This window comes from Tenacibaculum lutimaris, from assembly GCF_003610735.1.
Classification (GTDB): Bacteria; Bacteroidota; Bacteroidia; order Flavobacteriales; family Flavobacteriaceae; genus Polaribacter; species Polaribacter lutimaris.
In genome coordinates this window covers 35,409-55,961 of record NZ_RAQM01000006.1, presented here as the reverse complement: position 1 = coordinate 55,961, position 20,553 = coordinate 35,409, and the positions used below count along the sequence as shown (strand labels likewise).

Annotated in this window: 19 protein-coding genes; 11 read left to right on the top strand and 8 right to left on the bottom strand. The window is 31.0% G+C overall.

What is annotated here, in order from left to right; genetic code table 11:
* Positions 1-100 precede the first annotated feature (100 nt).
* The 3 genes from C8N26_RS00350 (at position 101) to C8N26_RS00340 (ending at position 1,061) form a co-directional block, all read left to right on the top strand.
* Entirely contained in the window at positions 101-439 is a 339-nt protein-coding gene (locus C8N26_RS00350; RefSeq protein WP_120185561.1) for a hypothetical protein, read from the top strand.
* 67 nt (positions 440-506) lie between these two features.
* The gene (locus C8N26_RS00345) at positions 507-737 is read left to right on the top strand and encodes a hypothetical protein (protein ID WP_028891198.1); all 231 of its coding nucleotides are present in this window, start codon (positions 507-509) and stop codon (positions 735-737) included.
* Between the two features lie 21 nt (positions 738-758).
* Positions 759-1,061: a hypothetical protein gene (locus C8N26_RS00340; RefSeq protein ID WP_028891197.1), complete on the top strand. Its 303-nt coding sequence runs from the start codon at positions 759-761 to the stop codon at positions 1,059-1,061.
* Between the two features lie 60 nt (positions 1,062-1,121).
* Here C8N26_RS00340 and C8N26_RS00335 read toward each other — a convergent pair whose 3' ends face one another.
* From C8N26_RS00335 to C8N26_RS00325, 3 genes are read right to left on the bottom strand one after another with little or no spacing between them, the layout of a single operon-like run.
* The gene (locus C8N26_RS00335; RefSeq protein WP_120185560.1) at positions 1,122-2,330 is read right to left on the bottom strand and encodes a BaiN/RdsA family NAD(P)/FAD-dependent oxidoreductase; all 1,209 of its coding nucleotides are present in this window, start codon (positions 2,328-2,330) and stop codon (positions 1,122-1,124) included.
* The gene (locus tag C8N26_RS00330; RefSeq protein ID WP_120185559.1) at positions 2,330-3,256 is read right to left on the bottom strand and encodes a GYDIA family GHMP kinase; all 927 of its coding nucleotides are present in this window, start codon (positions 3,254-3,256) and stop codon (positions 2,330-2,332) included. Before C8N26_RS00330 ends, C8N26_RS00335 begins: the two co-directional genes overlap by 1 nt.
* A complete protein-coding gene (locus C8N26_RS00325) occupies positions 3,256-4,995 on the bottom strand; it encodes a hydroxymethylglutaryl-CoA reductase, degradative (RefSeq protein WP_262607182.1) in 1,740 nt (579 codons plus the stop codon). The genes C8N26_RS00330 and C8N26_RS00325 overlap by 1 nt, the downstream gene beginning before the upstream one ends.
* 137 nt (positions 4,996-5,132) lie before the next feature.
* On the opposite strand from C8N26_RS00325, the gene C8N26_RS00320 reads away from it, so the two are divergent.
* The 4 genes from C8N26_RS00320 (at position 5,133) to C8N26_RS00305 (ending at position 11,288) form a co-directional block, all read left to right on the top strand.
* On the top strand, positions 5,133-7,277 hold the full coding sequence (locus tag C8N26_RS00320; RefSeq protein ID WP_120186049.1) for a S9 family peptidase: 2,145 nt from the start codon (positions 5,133-5,135) through the stop codon (positions 7,275-7,277).
* A 16-nt stretch (positions 7,278-7,293) separates the two neighbouring features.
* The gene (locus tag C8N26_RS00315) at positions 7,294-8,838 is read left to right on the top strand and encodes a peptide MFS transporter (RefSeq protein ID WP_120185557.1); all 1,545 of its coding nucleotides are present in this window, start codon (positions 7,294-7,296) and stop codon (positions 8,836-8,838) included.
* Positions 8,839-8,904: 66 nt separating this feature from the next.
* Positions 8,905-10,668, top strand: a complete 1,764-nt coding sequence (locus tag C8N26_RS00310; protein WP_120185556.1) for a peptide MFS transporter — start codon at positions 8,905-8,907, stop codon at positions 10,666-10,668.
* A gap of 98 nt (positions 10,669-10,766) precedes the next feature.
* Positions 10,767-11,288, top strand: coding sequence for a thioredoxin family protein (locus C8N26_RS00305; protein WP_120185555.1), 522 nt, complete (start codon positions 10,767-10,769; stop codon positions 11,286-11,288).
* Between the two features lie 3 nt (positions 11,289-11,291).
* On the opposite strand, the gene C8N26_RS00300 is transcribed toward C8N26_RS00305, so the two are convergent.
* Positions 11,292-13,319, bottom strand: coding sequence for a ComEC/Rec2 family competence protein (locus C8N26_RS00300; RefSeq protein WP_120185554.1), 2,028 nt, complete (start codon positions 13,317-13,319; stop codon positions 11,292-11,294).
* A gap of 52 nt (positions 13,320-13,371) precedes the next feature.
* On the opposite strand from C8N26_RS00300, the gene C8N26_RS00295 reads away from it, so the two are divergent.
* On the top strand, positions 13,372-13,788 hold the full coding sequence (locus tag C8N26_RS00295; RefSeq protein WP_120185553.1) for a hypothetical protein: 417 nt from the start codon (positions 13,372-13,374) through the stop codon (positions 13,786-13,788).
* Between the two features lie 9 nt (positions 13,789-13,797).
* Here C8N26_RS00295 and C8N26_RS00290 read toward each other — a convergent pair whose 3' ends face one another.
* The 4 genes from C8N26_RS00290 to C8N26_RS00265 form a co-directional block, all read right to left on the bottom strand.
* The gene (locus C8N26_RS00290) at positions 13,798-14,622 is read right to left on the bottom strand and encodes a hypothetical protein (protein ID WP_120185552.1); all 825 of its coding nucleotides are present in this window, start codon (positions 14,620-14,622) and stop codon (positions 13,798-13,800) included.
* Between the two features lie 200 nt (positions 14,623-14,822).
* On the bottom strand, positions 14,823-15,161 hold the full coding sequence (locus C8N26_RS00285) for a hypothetical protein (protein WP_120185551.1): 339 nt from the start codon (positions 15,159-15,161) through the stop codon (positions 14,823-14,825).
* Positions 15,162-15,404: 243 nt separating this feature from the next.
* Positions 15,405-17,102: a lysine--tRNA ligase gene (gene lysS, locus C8N26_RS00275; RefSeq protein ID WP_120185549.1), complete on the bottom strand. Its 1,698-nt coding sequence runs from the start codon at positions 17,100-17,102 to the stop codon at positions 15,405-15,407.
* A 428-nt stretch (positions 17,103-17,530) separates the two neighbouring features.
* The gene (locus C8N26_RS00265; protein WP_028891186.1) at positions 17,531-18,031 is read right to left on the bottom strand and encodes a DUF456 domain-containing protein; all 501 of its coding nucleotides are present in this window, start codon (positions 18,029-18,031) and stop codon (positions 17,531-17,533) included.
* 125 nt (positions 18,032-18,156) lie between these two features.
* On the opposite strand from C8N26_RS00265, the gene C8N26_RS00260 reads away from it, so the two are divergent.
* Genes C8N26_RS00260 through C8N26_RS00250 form a run of 3 tightly spaced genes read left to right on the top strand, consistent with a single transcriptional unit; the run spans position 18,157 to position 20,523 of the window.
* Positions 18,157-18,630, top strand: a complete 474-nt coding sequence (locus C8N26_RS00260; RefSeq protein ID WP_120185548.1) for a hypothetical protein — start codon at positions 18,157-18,159, stop codon at positions 18,628-18,630.
* 1 nt (position 18,631) lies between these two features.
* Positions 18,632-19,000, top strand: a complete 369-nt coding sequence (locus C8N26_RS00255; protein WP_120185547.1) for a BlaI/MecI/CopY family transcriptional regulator — start codon at positions 18,632-18,634, stop codon at positions 18,998-19,000.
* Positions 18,997-20,523, top strand: a complete 1,527-nt coding sequence (locus C8N26_RS00250) for a M56 family metallopeptidase (protein WP_120185546.1) — start codon at positions 18,997-18,999, stop codon at positions 20,521-20,523. Before C8N26_RS00255 ends, C8N26_RS00250 begins: the two co-directional genes overlap by 4 nt.
* Positions 20,524-20,553: the final 30 nt, after the last annotated feature.

Here is a 20,553-nt window from a genome sequence, read left to right as displayed (position 1 = left end):
ACTTGTTAAAAGAGGAGAGAAGTAGGTTGTTTATCGTAATTTTAATTTTTTATTTGAGGTCAATCATACTTTTACAACATATAATTTAAAAACTAATTTTATGGATTTTATTATCGAAGGTGGAGCACCGTTTATGATTACTCTTATCGTATTATTAATACTTACAGTTTTCTTATTTATTAAAGGTTTGAAGAATAATACAGAGAAAAATGCTAAACTTATCAAATCAATTAGCTTGTTTTCTTTTGTTTTTGGAGTTTTTGAGTTTGTTTTAGGGATGTTAGGAGGGTTGGAAGCAATAGCAATGGCAACAAGTGTTTCTCGTTCAGTTTTGGTAGGAGGACTTAGAGTAGGTTTATTGGCACCAACATTAGGATTGTTTATTTTCCTTTTAGGACGACTCTTTGATATAATCTTGCTATGGAAAAGAGAAGACTAATCTAGTTTTTTGATCAGTTAGCTCTTTTAATACCCATTTCTAATATAGAAATGGGTATTTTTGTTGCATGAGAAAAATTAAATTGATTTGGGATTTTAAAGGTCCAGATGGATTGGAAACAGCAAAGCATCACTGTATTCATTTAAAAGAATTTTCGCAGATAGATAACTTGCCATATCATGAAGTAAATTTTGTATCTTTAAACGAAATGCATACCACAGCTTTTATAGTGGTTGATGAAGAGTATATGAAAGTTTTTAGAGATGCATTAAAGCCTCATAGAGGAGAATTAGCTTAAGTAACACAAAAAAATAAACCTATGTTTTTAATTAATGCCTTAGCAAAACCTAAAAAATCTTCTGAACATTACGATGAAGTTTTAGGAGCTTATGTGAGTTTGTATATCGACTATAAAGATATTGAAGGAGCTATGCAATTAGCTAAATTTTACATCAAAAATGAAGACTGGAAAATAGTAGAAATAGAAGATGAATATTTTACGCTAGATTCTGTTGATGATGTAGAAGATGATGAGCAAAAAGAATTATATGAAGAAGCTGTAGAATACGGATATTCAATTATTTTTAATTGCTACGAAGAAGAAGGAGAAGACGAAGATTAAAAAAAGTAAAGTCATTTCGAACGAAGAAAGAACTCTTAAAACTTTGTTCGAAATGATTTTTTATTCAGCAATTGCATTAGCGCAAATAAAACCACCTGTCCAAGCATTTTGAAAATTGAAACCACCAGTAACGGCATCAATATTTAACACTTCACCTACAAAGAATAAATTTTGATGTTTTTTACTTTCAAAACGTTTAAAGTTAATTTCTTTTAAATCCACACCACCAGCGGTAACAAACTCTTCTTTAAAAGTAGTACGTCCATTAGCATTAAATAACCCTTTGGTAAGTTCGTTTGCTAAGTTTTGAAGCTGTTTATTAGAGATATCAGCCCAATTTTGACTATTTTTTATTTCAGAAGCTGTAACCAATCGTTCCCATAATCGGCGTGGGATATCATTAAAAGGTGATTTTAAAAATATCTGTTTTTTAGCCTGTGATTTTTTTAGTTCTTGTAACTCTTCGAGAACAGAATTTGTATCTTGTCCTAACCAATTTACCAGTACATTGTATTGATAATTTTTGTCAGCTAAAATATGAGCACCAAAAGCTGATAATTTTAAAATAGCAGGTCCACTTAAACCCCAGTGAGTAATTAATAAAGGATCAGAGTTTTCTAAATTAGTTCCAACAAGTGAAACTTCTGCATTAGGTACCGAAATTCCGCCTAAATCAATAATTCGTTTGTCTTTTATGTTGAAAGTAAATAAAGAAGGAACGGGTTCAATAATAGTATGGTCTAGGGTTTTACATAAATCCCAAACTTTTTTACTGCTTCCTGCAGCAACAACCACAAAATCAGCTTCAAAATCTTGATTTTTTGTGTTGATAAACCACTTTTTATCTTGTTGATAAATGGAGTTTACACCATGGTTTTTTAACACAGTAATTCCGAGGTTGTCAACAGCATCTTGAAAACAATCTATAATAGCTTGAGAAGTATTAGCTTCAGGAAATACTCGATTGTCTTCTTCAATTTTTAAAGGAACTCCACGATTTTCAAACCATTCAAAAGTATCACCAGTCATAAATTTATGAAATGGGCCAAGTAGTTCTTTTTCACCCCTTGGGTAGAATTTTGTTAGTTCTTTGGGTTCAAAACAAGCATGAGTAACATTACAGCGACCTCCACCAGAAATCTTCACCTTTTGTAAAACCTCTTTTCCTTTTTCGAGAATTGTAATGTCTAATTTAGGATTGAGCTCTTTTGCATTTATTGCAGTAAAATAACCTGCTGCTCCACCACCTATAATAACTACTTTTTTCATTATAAAATCATTTCTTTATACGAAAGAACAGTGTCGAATCCTTTTTGTTTAAAATAACTTATTGTGTCTTCGTTTCCAGTAGCTAAAACAAAATCACCACCCCAAGCTCCTAAACTTTTTACTTCACCAAAATAATCAGAAAACAATCTCTCTTTTACAGTGATTTGCTTTGTAATAGAACTAATGATTCGCTCATGTTCAATGATAATTTTACCCAGGTCTTTGGAAGTTTTAGCTTTTAAAAACTCTTGAGTTAAATCATTGAGTTCTGGAATTAATTGTTGTGCTTCTTCTTTGTGTTTTTTATAATGAGCAATTCCTTCTCTACTATTTTGTTTTTGATTCAAATGAATAAAAAATAACTCTTCAGAAAAACTAGGTTTAAAATTAACTTCTTCAACAAGAGGTTGTTTTTCTTTTAGTTTATATAGAATTGGTGTATTGTGTTTTGCACAAGCAATATCGTAACCACTACCAGAAAAAGCATTCCAAAGTAAGGTAAACGGATTCACGTTTGCCCAAGTAGCAATATTGTTAATTAAGGTTGATGAACTTCCTAATCCCCAGTTTTGTGGAAAAGTTAAATTGGTTTTTACAATAAAACCGTGCTCAGTATTTAAAAATTCTTGATTTAAACGTTTTGCTTCTTGTAAAATATCTCGTAAAGTCTCAGCAATAAACTCGGCACTTCCTTCTTTGTCTGAATTAAACGTTGCTGAAGTTAATCTTAGTTTGGGTAAATCAAAAGAAGCCTCGAACCAACATTCTCCAGTATGTGTAAAACTTCCCCAAATAAGTTGAGGTTCCTTGATGGGTTCAACAATTAAATCTTGCCCAAACTTAGTAGGAACAGCTAAAGAAGTTGCACCATCCAAAACAACATATTCTCCAGTGAGTAATAATTTTCCGTTAGAATAGTGTCGCATTATACTAATCCAAATTGTTTAAAGTGATGTGTGAAATGTTTTACTTGGAATTTTTTCCAATATTCATAATCTAGTTCACCAAAAAATGGGTGTACTACCTTTCTGTTTGGATTTTCATTAAAAACAGTTTCAAAATGTTGTACTTGTTCGATTAAATCATCAACAGCTTCTTCCATAGAGTTAAACTTTAATGGAGTTGGGTCTTCTGATAAAAATGGAGCTTTAAATCCGATTTGTAATTCACTATCAGAATTTAAAAACGGTTTTCTTCTAGCTGACTTCTCATCAGAAACATAAATGTCGACATTCCAGTTTCCATTAGCTATTTGAGTTACTGCACTTACGTGCTCCACCATTTGCTGTCCATTCATTTTTCCAAATAAAGGTTTTGCATCAGTTCTTAAATTAGCAAGTGTACTACGTACTTCTTCCTCATTTAAAAAATCTACCCATTGTACTTTGGGTTTACGTAACTCGTTTAATTTTTCTACCACAGCACTATGTGAGGCAGTTCTGTCATCAAAATAAGCTACCACAGCTTCCTTTTCTTCATTGGTTGCTTTGTGCTGATTTAAGATATTCATCAAGTGCATTTTCATGTGCCCATGTTGAATACCTTTAGTGGTTAAGGCGCGTAAAGCAGCAAAGTTTTGAGCTAAACCAGCAGCAGCAATAATTTGCATTAAAGTGCGTGCACTTGGTTTTTGCATCATGTCTAACGATAATTTAGCCATGGGGTGTAAAGCAGTTAAACCACCAACAGTTCCTAATGCTAAAGGGATTTCAATCCAAAACCTAAAAATACCGTCTTTTACTTCGCAGTGTGTTAAGCTTTTATATTGTCCATCTTTTGAAGCGTATGCATGTGCACCAGCTTCAATTGCTCTAAAGTCATTACCAGTAGCAAGTACAACAGCATCAATTCCGTTCATAATTCCTTTATTATGAGTAACTGCTCGATAAGGTTCTATCTCAGCAATTTTAACAGCTTGTTCAAATTTTTGAGCAAACTTCTCAGGGTTCTTTCCACCTAACTCTTCTACTTTACAGCTCACTTCAGCTCTAACTAAACATTCAGGAACATAGTTAGAAAGAATACTCATTACAATTTCAATATCATCTTTTCTAAAAGCTTTTGCAATAGCTTCTAAGCAAGAGTTAATGAAGTTAGCCCCCATACTATCTTTTGTTTCAAACGTAACATGTAATTGATAGTAATCAGCTAGTTTATCGGTTTTATCAACTAATTGAATATCTAGAATTCCACCACCACGTTTTTCCATATTTTTTGTGATGGATGCTGTAGCAGCACGTAATTCTGTTTTTTGTTGGTTGAAGTAAGTTTCTAACTCTTTTTTATCACCAGCATACATAAAATGTACCTGACCTATTTTAGTTGTAGAAATCACTTCTGTTTTAAACCCACCTCTGGTACTCCAGTATTTTGCTACCTTAGAAGCAGCGGCAACAACTGAGCTCTCTTCAACTACCATTGGTATTGCATAACTACGTCCGTTAATTACAAAGTTAGGAGCAACGCCATAAGGCATATAGAAGTTAGAAATAGTATTTTCGATAAAATCATCATGCAACTGTTGTAGTTTTTCATCTACATTCCAGTATTGCTTAATGGTTTGTGTAATTTCTGGTTGATTGTTAAAGTAACTTTTAGCCAACCAGTCTATTTTTTCCTCTTTGGTAAGTTTTGAAAAACCAGAGATTGTTTTAGACATCCTCAATTCATTTTTTGATGGTTCAAAGATAAGTTAAACGTGTTAAAATAGAGGTGATATTTAGTTTTTATGATTTTTTTGAGGGGATTTTTGGCTATTTTTCCGTAAACTTGGCAAACTTTTTAGATAAACAACAACTTAATATGAAGAAATTATTACTATTATTTATAGGGATATCTTCGCTAGTGCAAGCTCAGAAAAAAGATATTTCCTTAGAGGATATATGGAGAAAAGGCACGTTTAGAGCAGATTATATGAATTCTTTAAACTCTATGAATGGAGATTTTTATTCGCTACTAAACTATGAAAACGGAAGTACTTCAGTAGATAAATACAGCTATGAAACTCTAGAAAAAGTAGCCACTATTGTAAATAGTAAAGATTTAGCGGGATTGAAAACATTTCAATCATACAGTTTTAACAATGACGAAACTAAATTGATTTTAGGTACCAACTTTAAACCAATTTTTCGTCATTCTTTTTTAGGTACATTCTATGTGTACGATATTGCTAAAAAGACATTGGATCTTATAGGTACAGATATTCAAGAACCTACATTTTCTCCTGATAGCAAAAAAGTAGCCTATGCTAAAGCAAATAATTTATTTATTAAAGATTTTTCTAATAATACAGTTATTCAAATAACTAGCAACGGTAAAAAGAATGAGATAATTAATGGTATTACTGATTGGGTATACGAAGAAGAGTTTGGTTTTGTAAAAGCTTTCGATTGGAGTGCAGATGGTAATAACTTGGCTTTTTTACGTTTTAACGAAACTGAAGTAAAAACGTTTTCTATGGATGTTTACGGAAAAGAAAAGTATCCATCACAACACGTTTTTAAATATCCAAAAGCAGGAGAAGCTAATGCTAAAGTTTCCTTACATATTTTCTCATTAAATACTGGTAAAACTGCTGAGATTAGAGTGGGAGATTACGAGTATATTCCGAGAATTAACTGGACAAAAGATGCTAATTTATTAGCTGTACGCACTTTAAACCGTCATCAAAACGATTTAAAAATGTATTTTGTTGATGCTAACTCATACAGAAGTCACTTAGTTTTAAATGAAACAGATAAAGCTTATGTAGACATTAATGATGATTTAACATTTTTAGATGATAACAGTTTTATCTGGACAAGTGAAAAAGATGGTTACAACCATATTTATCATTATAGTAAAGACGGGCAGTTATTAAATCAAGTAACTAAAGGAAATTGGGAAGTTACTTCTTACTATGGTTATAATGCTGATAAGAAAACTATCTATTATCAATCTGTAGAAAATGGTTCTATCAATAGAGGAGTATATAGTGTTTCTCTAGACGGAAATAACAAGAAGTTGTTAAGTAATCCTTCAGGAACAAATAGAGCTTCTTTTAGTAAAAACATGCACTACTTTATCAATACATTTTCTGATGCAAACACACCGCCTGTATATACATTAAGAAATAATGAAGGAAAAGTGTTAAAAACGATTATTGATAATGCAGCTTTAAAAGAAACTATTACAGGATATAATTTAAGTAAAAAAGAGTTTTCTACAATTAATGTTAACGGAAACGACTTAAATATGTACACTATCAAGCCTGTAAACTTTGATGAGAACAAAAAATATCCAGTATTAATGTATCAATACTCTGGTCCAGGTTCTCAAAATGTAAAGAATAGCTGGAATGGTTCTAATGATTATTGGCATCAAATGTTAGCACAAGACGGTTATATTGTTGTTTGTGTTGACGGAAGAGGAACAGGTTTTAAAGGTCGAGACTTCAAAAAAGTAACCTACATGAACTTAGTAAAACATGAAACTGAAGATCAAATTTCAGTAGCTAAAGAATTAGCTAAGTTACCTTATGTAGACGCAAATAGAATTGGTATTTGGGGGTGGTCTTTTGGAGGACATATGAGTACCAACTGTTTATTAAAAGGAAATGATGTATTTGCAGCAGCAATAGCAGTGGCACCAGTTACTACATGGCGTTTTTATGATACTATTTATACAGAACGTTACATGCGTACACCAGAGGAAAATCCAGCAGGATATGATGACAACTCACCTTTAAATTATCCAGAATTATTAAAAGGAAAATATTTATTAATTCATGGAACAGGTGATGATAATGTGCACGTACAAAACGCTTACAGAATGGCTGAAGCTTTAATTCAGGCTAATAAGCAATTTGAATGGGGTATGTACCCAGATAAGAATCATGGTATTTATGGAGGGAACACTCGTTTACACTTGTATACCAAAATGACTAACTTTATTAAAAACAACTTATAAACTAAAACAATATATTATGGCTAAAAATGTAGCAACCGAAAGGGAAATATTTGGGCATCCTGTAGGATTATTTATGTTGTTCTTTACAGAAATGTGGGAACGTTTTTCATATTACGGTATGAGAGCTTTACTGGTTTTATATTTAATTAGCGAAGTAGCTAGTGATAATCCAGGGTTAGGATGGACTAAAAGTGATGCTAGTAGTTTATATGGTTGGTACACAATGCTTGTTTATATTACTCCAATTATTGGAGGAATTATAGCTGATAAAATTTTAGGATTTAGAAAAGCAATTATCATAGGTGCTGTATTAATGACTTTAGGGCATTTATCATTAGCTTTTGAACCAATGCCTGCTTTTTACCTAGGGCTTGGTTTATTAATTGTAGGTAACGGATTTTTTAAACCTAATATTTCTTCAATTGTAGGGCAGTTATATCCAGAAGGGAGTGATAAAAAAGATTCAGGATACACTATTTTTTACCAAGGAATTAACGTGGGAGCTTTCTTAGGATCAATATTATGTGGTTATTTAGGGGAGACTTTAGGTTGGCATTATGGTTTTGGATTAGCAGGTGTATTTATGTTTATAGGGTTAATTCAGTTCCATTTAGCACAAAAAATGTTTGGAGAAATTGGATTAGCACCAAAGAAGGAAATTTCAGAAGAAACCGCAGTAGTAGAAAAAGAGCCGTTAACAAAAGTAGAAACACAAAGATTAATTGTTGTTGGTGTTTTAGCGTTTTTCTCTATCTTTTTCTGGGCAGCTTTTGAGCAAGCAGGTTCAAGTATGAATATTTTTGCAAGTGAATATACTGATAGAAGTTTAGAAGGAACAGGGGTGATTGTATTTAAAGTTTTTGGAGCTTTACTATCAGCTTTACCAGTAATAATTTTAACATGGTTATTTGTAGGAATGTTTAAAGCAATTGGTAAGACGTATGCTACAGCAATGATGTTTATGGCGTTAAGTGTAGTTATTTTATGGGGAATTATCGGGTACATGATTTATAACCAGTTTTTTGATGAAAACCCAGAAGTGCCTGCAACATGGTTTCAGAGTTTAAATGCATTATTCATCTTTACCTTAGCACCATTGTTTTCTTGGATTTGGCAAAAATTAGCCAAGACAAAATACAACCCTAATGGGCCACAAAAATTTGCTATCGGTTTAATATTATTAGGGTTAGGTTTCATACCTATGGTAATAGGAGCGGCAAATATTGGTGGAGATTCAGTACAAAAGGCTAGTATGATCTTTTTAGTTTTAGCATACTTATTACACACAATGGGAGAGTTAAGTTTGTCTCCAGTAGGACTTTCTTATGTAAATAAGTTATCGCCGAAAAGATTACTAGGTATTATGTTTGGTATTTGGTTTTTTGCTTCTGCTATGGGGAATATGATTGCAGGAACTTTTTCTAGTTATATGGAAAAGATAGCTCAAGAATCTTCTATGGCAGATTTCTTTAACATCTTAGTTTGGATTCCAATAGCAGGAGGTATAGTATTATTCCTTTTAAGTTTTCCGCTTAAAAAGTTAATGCACGGAGTAAAATAATAAGGAACATTTAACCTCATGATAAAAACTATCATGAGGTTTGTTATATATAAACGATAAATAAATATGAGTTCAGTAGCATCAAATGATTTTTTTAAATCAAAAGTATTAGGTCATCCTTCGGGGTTATTTGTGCTGTTTTTTACAGAAATGTGGGAGCGTTTTTCGTTTTACGGAATGCGCGTGTTATTAATAAACTTTTTAACAGCAGCAGCCATTGGCGCGAACCCAGGTTGGGAGTGGTCAGCAGAAAATGCAGGGGCGTTATTTGGTACCTATGCAATGTTGTTATACTTAACACCTATTTTAGGAGGTATTATAGCTGATAAATTAACTGGTTATCGTTGGGCAGTAGTTATTGGTTCGATCATTATGACCTTAGGGCATGCTGCAATGGCTATTGAAACAGAGTTTTGGTTATATGTTGGTTTAGCTTTATTAGTAATAGGTACTGGTTTCTTTAAACCTAATATGACGTCTATTATTTCTGAAATGTACAAAGACTTACCGGAAAAGAAAGATGGAGCATACACCATTTTTTATATGGGAGTTAATGCAGGGGCTTTCTTCGGAATGATGTTATGTGGATACTTAGCAGAAAAAGTAGGATGGTCTTGGGGATTCGGTTTAGCAGGAATCTTTATGTTATTAGGAACGTTACAGTTCTGGTTAGCAAAACCATTATTCGGTACCATTGGTGATGTTCCTTCTAAAAAAGATGAGGAAGAAACTACCGAAGTATCAGTTGCTGATACGTCTAATGAGAGCGATAAGGCAAACCCTTTTACAAGCTTAGATAAAATTTTAATAGTTATTGCTTCTGTTATTGGTTTAGGATATGCAATTAACGATCCGTTGTCAAAAATTGGAGGAATAGATCTTTTTGGAGCTTTAAAAATTGGAGACTTTGATGGACAATACGTGGCAGTATTATTTGGTTTAGCAGTATTCTTGTTCTTAACAATTTCTCGTATATCACGATATACAAGAATTGTAAGAGATAGAATGATAGCGGTAATCATTTTTGCATTTTTTACTGTGTTCTTTTGGATGAGTTTCGAGCAAGGAGCAACTTCATTAATCCTTTTCGCTCGTGATAATGTTGATAGAGTTTTAACAGGAAATGCACAAACAATTTTTAACATAGTAAATACTCTATTAACAGTAATTCCTCTACTAATTATCACTTGGGTGTTATATTTATTAGGAAAAGAAACTGGTAAAAAAATCCCAGGATCAAACATTGTGTTAGCAGTATGTTTCTTAGGAGTATGGGCATTAGTAGGATGGATGTTGTACGTTGAGTTTTCTGCGGAAGCTTCAGAAATTACAGTATCTTGGTTCTCAATTTTAAACTCGTTCTTCATTATTGCATTTGCAAACTTATTCTCTAAGTGGTGGGATTCAAAATATAACCCATCTGCAGCTGTTAAATACGGTTTAGGATTAATAATCATGGCTGTTGGTTTTGGTTTATTAGCATTTGGAGCTTATGGAATTACGGACGGAGTTAAAGTAAGTATGATATGGTTAATCTTAGCATATTTATTCCATACATTAGGTGAATTATGTTTATCACCAGTAGGACTTTCGTATGTGTCTAAATTAGTGCCAGCACGTATGATTGCGTTTATGTTTGGTATGTGGTACTTAGCAATTGCGATAGGTAATAAATTAGCAGCAGTATTTGGAGGTCAAATTGAAAATATTACAAAAGAATACAGTTTATCAACTTTCTTCTTAATTTTTACAATTGTACCAACAATAGCAGGGCTTTTAGTTATAGCTTTAAACCCAGTAATAAAAAAGTTAATGCACGGGGTGAAATAACCCTAAATTTAGGTTAAAAGAACTTTTAACAACCTGTCAAGACAATAACTTGGCAGGTTTTTTTGTAAATTTGGAACACTTATTGAGACTTTAAGGATATGAAAAAAATAATATTAGTAGCTGTTTTTACCATTATTTCATTTGGAGTAAGAGCACAAGATGATAAGATTAATTGGTTAACTTTTGAGCAAGCAATGGAAATGAGTGAGAAAGATCCTAAACCAATTATGGTAGATATTTATACTGATTGGTGCGGTTGGTGTAAAAAAATGGATAAAACTACTTATAAAAACAAGGTGATTGTAGATTATATCAATACACATTATTACCCTGTAAAATTAAATGGAGAGGCTAAACATGATATTATGTTTCAAGGAAAAACATTTTCTTATCAAGCTCAAGGAAGAAGAGGGTATCACCAGCTAGCAGCTGCTATAATGAGAGGTCAGTTAAGTTATCCTTCAACAGCTTTTTTTAATACAGAAAGACAATTGTTGCAAAATGTACCTGGGTATTTAGAAGAAAAAAGGTTTGAAAAAATACTAGCGTACTTTAACAAAGATAACTATAAGAATACACCTTGGCTAGAGTTTGAAAAAAACTTCAAAAGTGCTATGTAAAAGTTATTCTTTAAAAATATAAGCACCATTTTGACCAGTATACCAAAATGGTGTTTTTTGTTTATTACAAGTTTCTTTCCATCTATTAATGTATGACTTGTAATTACTTCCATCTGCAATAATTTGCTGAGGTTTTAGCGTAGTAATTAATCTATTTAAATTGATTTTAGGACTGTTTTGTAAAATTACAATAGGCTTTCGAATTCCCTTTATTTGATATACTCCTAAACTATCTATTACCAATACCTGCTTATTGTTGAAAGATGTAACGTTGAATATTGAATCTATGTTTTTAGAAAGAATATGTTCTCCTATTCTGTATGATTGTAAAAGCTTTTCTTGTTGAAGAATAGAATCATTTATCGAACTAAAAATGTGTAGTTCACCGCCATTTCTTTTTCCATAAATTGAGTGTCGACTTTTATGAAACACAATAAACTCATTTTTGTTTACTCGCTGGTATTTTTCATAAAAATAAACTCCTTGTAAAAGAAGAATTGAAGTCAGAAAGAAAACAATACTTTTAGAAGTTTTCCGAATCCAAACTTGAAAGAAGAAGATGGTAAATACATACCAAGCCAACATCGCCCAGAATGACATCGATATTTCTTTCAATAGAAAATCTTCCTGATGTGAAACCCAGCCAACAAAATAATTCATCAAAGAAATAACGAACCCGTATATATCAGCTATAAATTGAGGTAATATATTGAATGTAGCTAGAAGAACAATTACTATTCCACCGAACAAAATTGCACTTAAAAAAGGAATGATAATTAAATTAGACAGAATAAATAACCCCGGAAACTGATGAAAATAATACAAACTAATAGGTAATATGCCTGCTTGTGCAGCTATTGAAACCGTAAACAATTGCCATCCTTTGTTTAGAAATCGTAATTTAGGTTTCCATAAATCATAGAGTAATGGTTGTACCCAAACAATTCCAAAAACGGCTAAATAGCTAAGTTGAAATCCAACATCGAATAAAAACATCGGTTTTATCAATAGTAAAAATAACATAGAGCTTATCAAAGAATACTCAATAACTTTACTTCGTTTAAATGATAATCCGATAGCTACAAAAGTAAACATAGTTACGGCACGTACTACTGAGGCTGATAAACCAGCGATAAAAGCAAAAGACCAGAGTAGTATTACAATGCAAACAGTTTTAAGAATCATCCCATACGGAAGTCTTTCTAAAAGTTTAAATAGATAGGAGAGTAGTAGTAACAAAATACCTATATGAAGGCCTGAAATAGCCAAAATGTGAATTGCGCCTGCATTGGTATAGCTTTCTAATAATTCTTTTGATATTTCTTGACGCTGACCAAGTAATAATGCATTAATCACAGCAAATTCATCGTCAGTAAAACGATGTTGGTTTAAAGAATTCTGTATTTTTTCTCTGATACTAGCCGATAAATTGATTATAGAAAAACTAGCATTGTTAAGTTGTTTAAACTCATGTTCGCTTAAAAATAATTGATGATAAATATATTGTTTGGCTAAATATTGCTTGTAGTCAAATTGATGCGGATTTAAAGGTGGAATCAGCTCTTTAAAAGAAGTTTTTATAAAAATTCGATTACCTACGGCTAGTGAGGTTTTTGTACTATCTTTTTGAATGTTTAGAAGAATATATCCAGTGGTTGTAGTAGAATCTACTTGTGAAACTTTAGCTACATATTTTGTATAATAATTCCCTGGTTTTAATACTTTTTGTATAGTAAGTATAGAATACGAGCCATCTGTTAATTGATGTTCATAATAATTCACATAATTCTTTGGATTATGAATATAGGTGGCGCTAACTCCAATGAAAACAAACAGGAATAAGCTAACTAAACTAAAAATTTTACGCTTTTGAAGTCTTTTTAAGAAATAGAGAATAGCTATAAAACTTAGTAAAAAGTAGCCTAAATAAAGAAAATTAAATTGCCAAATCTGTGTGTAAAACTGAAGTGTTATTCCTACAATAACACATAGCAAAAAATGAAAAGGAGGATATGTTAGCAATTTTTTCATAGCTCTTTAAAGTTATGAAAAAAACTGAAAATTATTGTTGTATATTTAGAATATGAAATATAAAAATATTGAACATAATTTAATAAATGTTTCTAAAAAACAAAAGTATGAATTAGAAATAGCTGAAATTATATTAGAAAATATTAATTCAGAGGTTGATATGAAAACTGAAATATACTACGATGGATATAGTTTTAAAGTAAATAAGTACGGGTATGAATCTATATTTATAATTAGAATACTTAATTTAAGTATTGAGAGAGATTATGAAAGGTTTATTAATTATGTTACAGAACATTTAAGTAGTTCAATTAGTTCTTTTAACGTAAAACCTAATGATATAGAGAATAGAAGATCTTTTTTAGTAAGAATGGGGAACTTTTTTAAAAATTATCCTAAAAATATTTTTTCAGAAAAAGATAATAATGATATATCTATATTAGCCAACAAGCTTTTAAAAGCTATATAAAATAAGTAGTTAGATTAATTTATAGCCAATGTATTGTACATTACCCATTGTGTAGGATATTATATTTGTTCCAATTTCTTCAATATTTAAAGTGATTTTATTAATCTCTGAGTTTTTATTTAGGTTAAGGTTAATTTTATTTTCATTAAGGCTCCATTTACCAAATCGACTAATTCCGTTATCCCATTTAATCACAACTTTCTTTTCTAAAGAATCATCATCTTTATCAAAATAGATTTGTCCACTTTTGAAGTTCCATATACCTAAGAAATCATTATCATCATAGTCTTCTGTTTTTATTTTTGAATTAAGTTTTATATAGTAAAACAATCTCCAGTTAAATTCAGAATAATTATTGTCACCAAATAAAGATACATATTCTTTGTGTTTTTCAACTAAAACATTTACTTTATTATCAAAATGTTCTTTAGTTAACAATTTACTATCATATACTTTTTTTAGGCTTTTATATTCAGTTGATGTGTGAACTTTTTTTAAAATAGATTTATTTTTAATTAGGTTTATTTTTTCTTGATATTCAATTTCTGTTAAGATACCTTTTTTTAAAAGAAATAGTAAGTTTTCTTTTTGGTCTTCAATTGATTGAGGTACTGTGTTTTGTGTAGTTTTTTGAATTTTTAGTTTTGATTTTAGTGAAAGTTTTTTTTTGTTAAAAAAAAATAATAACATAGCTAAAATCCACTGAGCAGGAGGAAAAAGAAAACAAAAAGTTAAAAATATTTTTTGTAGTTGTGTAAATGTTTTCGCTTTCAATATTAAAATAGTAGTAGTAAAAGTTAAACCAATAATAAGTCCAACACCTATTTCTTTCATATGCTTTTAATTTTTAATAAAATAAATAAAAGCTAAATTAATAAAAAAGTAACCATATTTTAAATGCGCTCAATAAGATTGCTTTTCAATTCTATTTAGTCTTTGAAATACATTACATAACTTCAACAATTAAACCTTCATCTGTTTTTTAAATTTAACGCTTGTGTGTTGGTAATTTTCATAGGGTAAATTCTAAATATCTATTTTAAACTTATAGATATCCTTTTCAATTCATTCAATATTTTATTAACAGTTATATCATTTTTTTCATTAGTAATCATTTTTAAAGTTGTAAAAGGTTTAATGTCAGTTTTTTCCCATATAAAACAAACCCCATCGATTTGACTTGCTATTAATCTAATAGAAAAAGATATTTCATCGTAGTTTAGAGAAATATCTTTAACAAGTTGATTAGGGCGGTAATTTTCTTCAGAAGTATAGTCTATTTTTAAATTAGGAATATTTGTTGATGTTAGTTTTTCGAATATAGCATTGATTTTTATAACATTATTTATATATTCAGGAGCTTTTTTATACAACTCTTTCTGCGTAGTTCTACATTTTTAAATTTTTCATTTCGTTTAATCTGATTCTTTTTCTCTTTGTTTTGTTCATAGATAATGTATCTCATACCTAGAATTATTACAATAGTCATATTCAGTTTATATTTTTTTAAATGAAATCCATAGCTAGGTAATTTACCCAAAATAGCATAAAAACCAAACAAAAAAGCAATCTCAAACGAGATTGCTTTTTAATTTTATATAGTTTTTTGAAATACGTTATACGATTTCAACAATTAAACCTTCTTCAGTTTTTTCAACTTTAGCAAGGTTGTTTTTAGTTAATCCTTTAATGGTTTTGTCCCACTTTTTGTTAGACAAACCACTTTGAGTTTTTAATTCATTCAACTCTATTTTTTCAGCTTTTTCAATTAAAGTTAACAATGCTTTTTCGTCATCGTTTAACTCAACAGAAGGAGCTTGCTTCTCTGGTTTCATTTGTGGGAAGAATAATACTTCTTGAATTGAAGGATTGTTCGTTAAATACATAATTAAACGATCCATTCCAATTCCTAATCCAGAAGTAGGAGGCATACCATATTCTAACGCACGTAAGAAATCTTGATCGATAAACTCACCAGCTTCATCATCACCACGAGCAGCTAACTTTAACTGAGCTTCAAAACGCTCACGTTGGTCGATTGGGTCGTTCAATTCAGAATATGCATTGGCAATTTCTTTACCACAAACCATTAGTTCAAAACGCTCTGTTAATTCAGGATTGTCACGATGCTCTTTACATAACGGAGACATTTCCTTCGGATAATCTGTGATAAACGTTGGTTGAATGTAGTTTCCTTCACATTTCTCACCAAAAATCTCATCAATTAACTTTCCTTTACCCATCGTTTCATCCACTTCGATACCCATGTCTTGAGCAGCTTTACGGATTTCATCTTCCGATTTTCCGTTGATATCAAAACCAGTAAAGTGTTTGATAGAATCTGCCATAGTAACACGTGCATACGGAGCTTTAAAGTCAACTTTATGCTCTCCAAAAGTAGCTTCAGTAGTTCCGTTTACAGCTAAAGCACAATGCTCTAATAATTTTTCGGTGAATTCCATCATCCAGTTGTAGTCTTTGTAAGCTACATAAATTTCCATTGCGGTAAATTCTGGATTATGTGTTCTGTCCATTCCTTCATTACGGAAGTTTTTAGAAAACTCATATACACCATCAAAACCACCAACAATCAAACGCTTTAAGTATAACTCATTCGCAATACGCATGTATAACGGAATGTCTAATGCGTTATGGTGTGTAATAAATGGTCTTGCAGCAGCACCACCAGGAATTGGTTGTAAAATAGGCGTTTCTACTTCAAAATATCCTGCATCGTTAAAAAACTGACGCATAGCGTTGAATAACTTTGTACGCTTTACAAATACTTCTTTTACTTGTGGATTTACCACTAAATCAGCATAACGTTGACGGTAACGCATTTCAGGATCGGTAAATCCGTCAAAGGTATTTCCTTCAGCATCAACTTTTGGTAGTGGTAATGGTTTTAAAGATTTACTTAATAATTTAAAATCTTTAACCATAACAGTGATTTCTCCAACCTGAGTTTTAAACAACTCTCCTTCAATTCCTACAAAATCACCAATATCTAATAATTTTTTGTACACTTCGTTGTACAAAGTTTTGTCTTCACCAGTACAAATTTCGTCACGGTTAAAATATACTTGCACACGACCTTCGCTATCTTGTAATTCAGCGAAAGAAGCTTTTCCTTGAATACGACGTGACATTAATCTACCTGCAATCACCACCTTTTTTCCTTCTTCAAACTCCTGTTTAATCTTTGTTGAATTTGAATTTAAAGGAAATAAATCAGCTGGGTAGGGATTGATGCCTAATTCTCTTAGCTTCCCTAACTTTTCTCTACGTACAACTTCTTGTTCTGATAATTGCATGGGTTAATTTTTATTAATTTTTAATGAAGCTGCAAAGATACAATCAATTGCAGAATTAAACAACGCTTAACAGATTCACATTTTTTGTAAAAAAAGAATAAAAGTTTGCAAACTTTAAAAAAGGGTGTATATTTGCAGGCTGTCTAATTTTAAAAGGACAGCATTTAGTTGTGTTGTTAGGTACTTTAAATAGTACCATGGTTTTGTTAACCAATGGAAAGCTTCCCTGAGATGGGTTGCTTTTTTTTTGCATTAAATTTAAGTGTTTTTTAGAAGCTATTTCCCGCTTTTCGCACTCGCTCTCTGCGAGGAGCTCAAACAAATGCTGCAATCGGGGCTAAATAGTTAATTATGAGAATCGTCATTTCTACCGAAGAGAGAAATCTTAGAGTTATCAGCTAGAATTGAAATATAGATGAAGTTCTTTTCTAAAAGAAAGAATTACTGTATTCAAAAAACTTCACAATAAACAATACTAAGTATACTGTAGCAATAGAAAATTTAATAGTTGCCGAAGCTAAAAAACCTAGAAAAGCACCAAATGAAGCTTTAATAGCTCGGTTGGTATCTTTACTGTCATAAATTAATTCACCAACTAAAGCACCTACAAAAGCGCCGATTAAAATTCCGAAGGGAATAGGAGTAAAGAGTCCAATAATTAAACCTATAGTTGTACCATATACACCATATTTTGTACCTCCAAAGCGTTTGGTTCCCATAGCGGGTATAAAATAATCGAGAATAAATATAATAATAGCAATAGCTAAGGTAATTCCTAAGAAGGTCCAGTTTTGAGGGATAACACTAGTTAAGTGTAATAATAATAAACCTACCCAACTAGTAATAGGTCCTGGTAAAACAGGTAAAAACGATCCAACCATTCCTAAACAAGCAAATACAAACCCTAGTATAACTAAAAATATATCCATTAATTTTTTTATTAATAAGACGAAGATATTAAAGCTTTGTTACATATTTATTAACTAAAAAATTAGTTTAAACTAATTTTTTAGTTATATTTGTTGTTATAATTTAAAAATATAAAGCGTCAAATATGAAAAAGTTATTATTGGTTTGTTTACTTATTGTGTTGTTCTCATGTAATAAAGAAAATGAAGGAGTAGTTGTAAATCTTCAAAATGAAGTAGCAATTAATAAAATAAAAAAGCTAGATCTAGATACTAAGTATAAAAATTTATTAAATCCAGAATTTACAACAGATGAAAAATATAAGGAAGTAACGAAATCATGGAGTGATTTTCATAAACAAGTAGGGAAGATTTTAAAAGATAATGACTTTGATTGGGGAATAAAAGACAGTTCTGTGAAAATACTCAATAAAATTTATTGTAATAAAGACGGAGAAGTGAATTATATGGTGTTTAAAGTAATGAATGAAAATGTTACTAATAGTAAAAAAAGAGAATATGAACAATTGCTGACTGAAAATATCACAAAGTTAAAAATAGACTTAACAAAGAAAGAAAAATTTTCCCAATGTGGTAAAGTGAAATATTTAAATAAATAAAATGAGTAAGCAATTAACGAAAGCAGAAGAACAAATAATGCAAGTATTATGGGAACTAAAAATAGCTTCTGTAAAAGAAGTAATAGAAGAGTTGCCAGAACCAAAACCAGCATACAATACGGTTTCAACAATCATCAGGATTTTAGAAACTAAAGAGTTTGTAGGGCATAAGCCAAAGGGTAGAGGATATGAGTATTATCCGCTAATAGAGAAGGCTGAGTATAGTAATGAGAGCTTGCATAAGCTTATGGACGGCTATTTTGGAGGTTCGTTTAAAAGTATGGTATCGTTTTTTATGAAAGAAAACAAAATGGATATCCAAGAACTCGAAAGTATTTTAAAAGAGGTGAATAAAAATAAGGAGTCATGATAAACTATATTATCCAAGTTATATTATTTCAAGTACTTTTTGTAGCGGTGTATGATTTCTTTTTAAGTAAAGAAACATTTTTTACAAAAAATAGGTGGTATTTGCTAAGTACAGCGGTGTTGTCCTTTGTGTTGCCATTGTTGAAAATTCCAACAGTTCAAAAGGCGGTGCCACAAGAGTATTATATTTTATTGCCTGAAGTAGTTTTATCTCCACAAAAAGTAATCGAAAAAGCTGCTTGGTATCAATCTGTTAATTATTTAGATGTATTGTTTTGGATTGGGTGTTTATTATTTTTTGTAGTGTTTTTAGTAAAATTAGAACGAATCGTACGATTGGTCTTACAATATGGGGTTGCTAGAAAAGAAAATTATAAATTGGTATTACTACCAAAAGAAACTAAGGCATTTTCATTCTTCAATTATATTTTTTTAGGAAAGGATATTCCATCATCAAAACAAGAAAAAATCATTCAACACGAATTGGTACATAGCGTACAAAAACACACATTAGATCTGCTGTTTTTTGAGTTTTTAAAAATTATTATGTGGTTTAACCCAATGGTGTATGTGTATCAAAACCGCATTTCGCTGGTTCATGAATATATTTCAGATGCTGTAGCCAGCAAATCAGATAAAAAAGAAAACTATATAAACCATTTACTCGCCGATATTTTTCAGGTCGAGCATATTTCATTCATTAATCAATTTTATAAACATTCATTAATCAAAAAACGAATTATTATGATGACGAAAGCACAATCAAAAAAAGTGAAACAATTAAAGTATTTGTTGTTAATTCCGCTCTTAGGAAGTATGATTTTATATACGGCATGTTCAAGTGAAACAAGTAATGTTGAGCAGCAAAAAGAAAATTCAGTAATGTATTTAGATGAGTCAGGAATTAATAAGCGAATTTTTGAATCAAAGCAATCTTATATGGATGTGTATATGGGGATTGAAGAACCTAAAACAAAAGAAGTGCAATTAAAAGATCTAACGAGTTTAGAGTTGTCCGAATACAATGAAGTTGTAAATAGGTTTAAAGAAAAAGGTCAAGACATAGACTTAAAAGTTTATGAAGGGTTTGAAAATAAAGCTCGTAAAGTTTTATTTATGGATATGAGTGTTTCACTTAAAAAAATTAAATCTAATAAAGGAAGCATAATAGAGGGAGACGATGTTCCTTTTGCTATGTTGGATAAAGCACCAACGTTTCCTGGATGTGCAGAAGGAGATAAAGATTGTTTTCATAAAAGTGTGAGTAAGTTTGTTCAAGATAATTTTGATATGTCGATAACTAAAGATCTTGGGCTTTCTGCAGGAAAAAAGCGAATTTATGTTCAGTTTAAAATAGATAAAGAAGGTAAAGTAATAGATGTAAGAGCAAGAGCACCACACCCAACATTGAAAAAGTACGCCGAAGAGTTGGCACAAAAATTGCCGCAAATGGAACCAGGTGAGTATAGAGGTAAAAAAGTTCAAGTAGGTTATACCTTACCAATTACTTTTGAGGTGAAATAAAATAAGTATCTTGGTCACAGATAACCAATG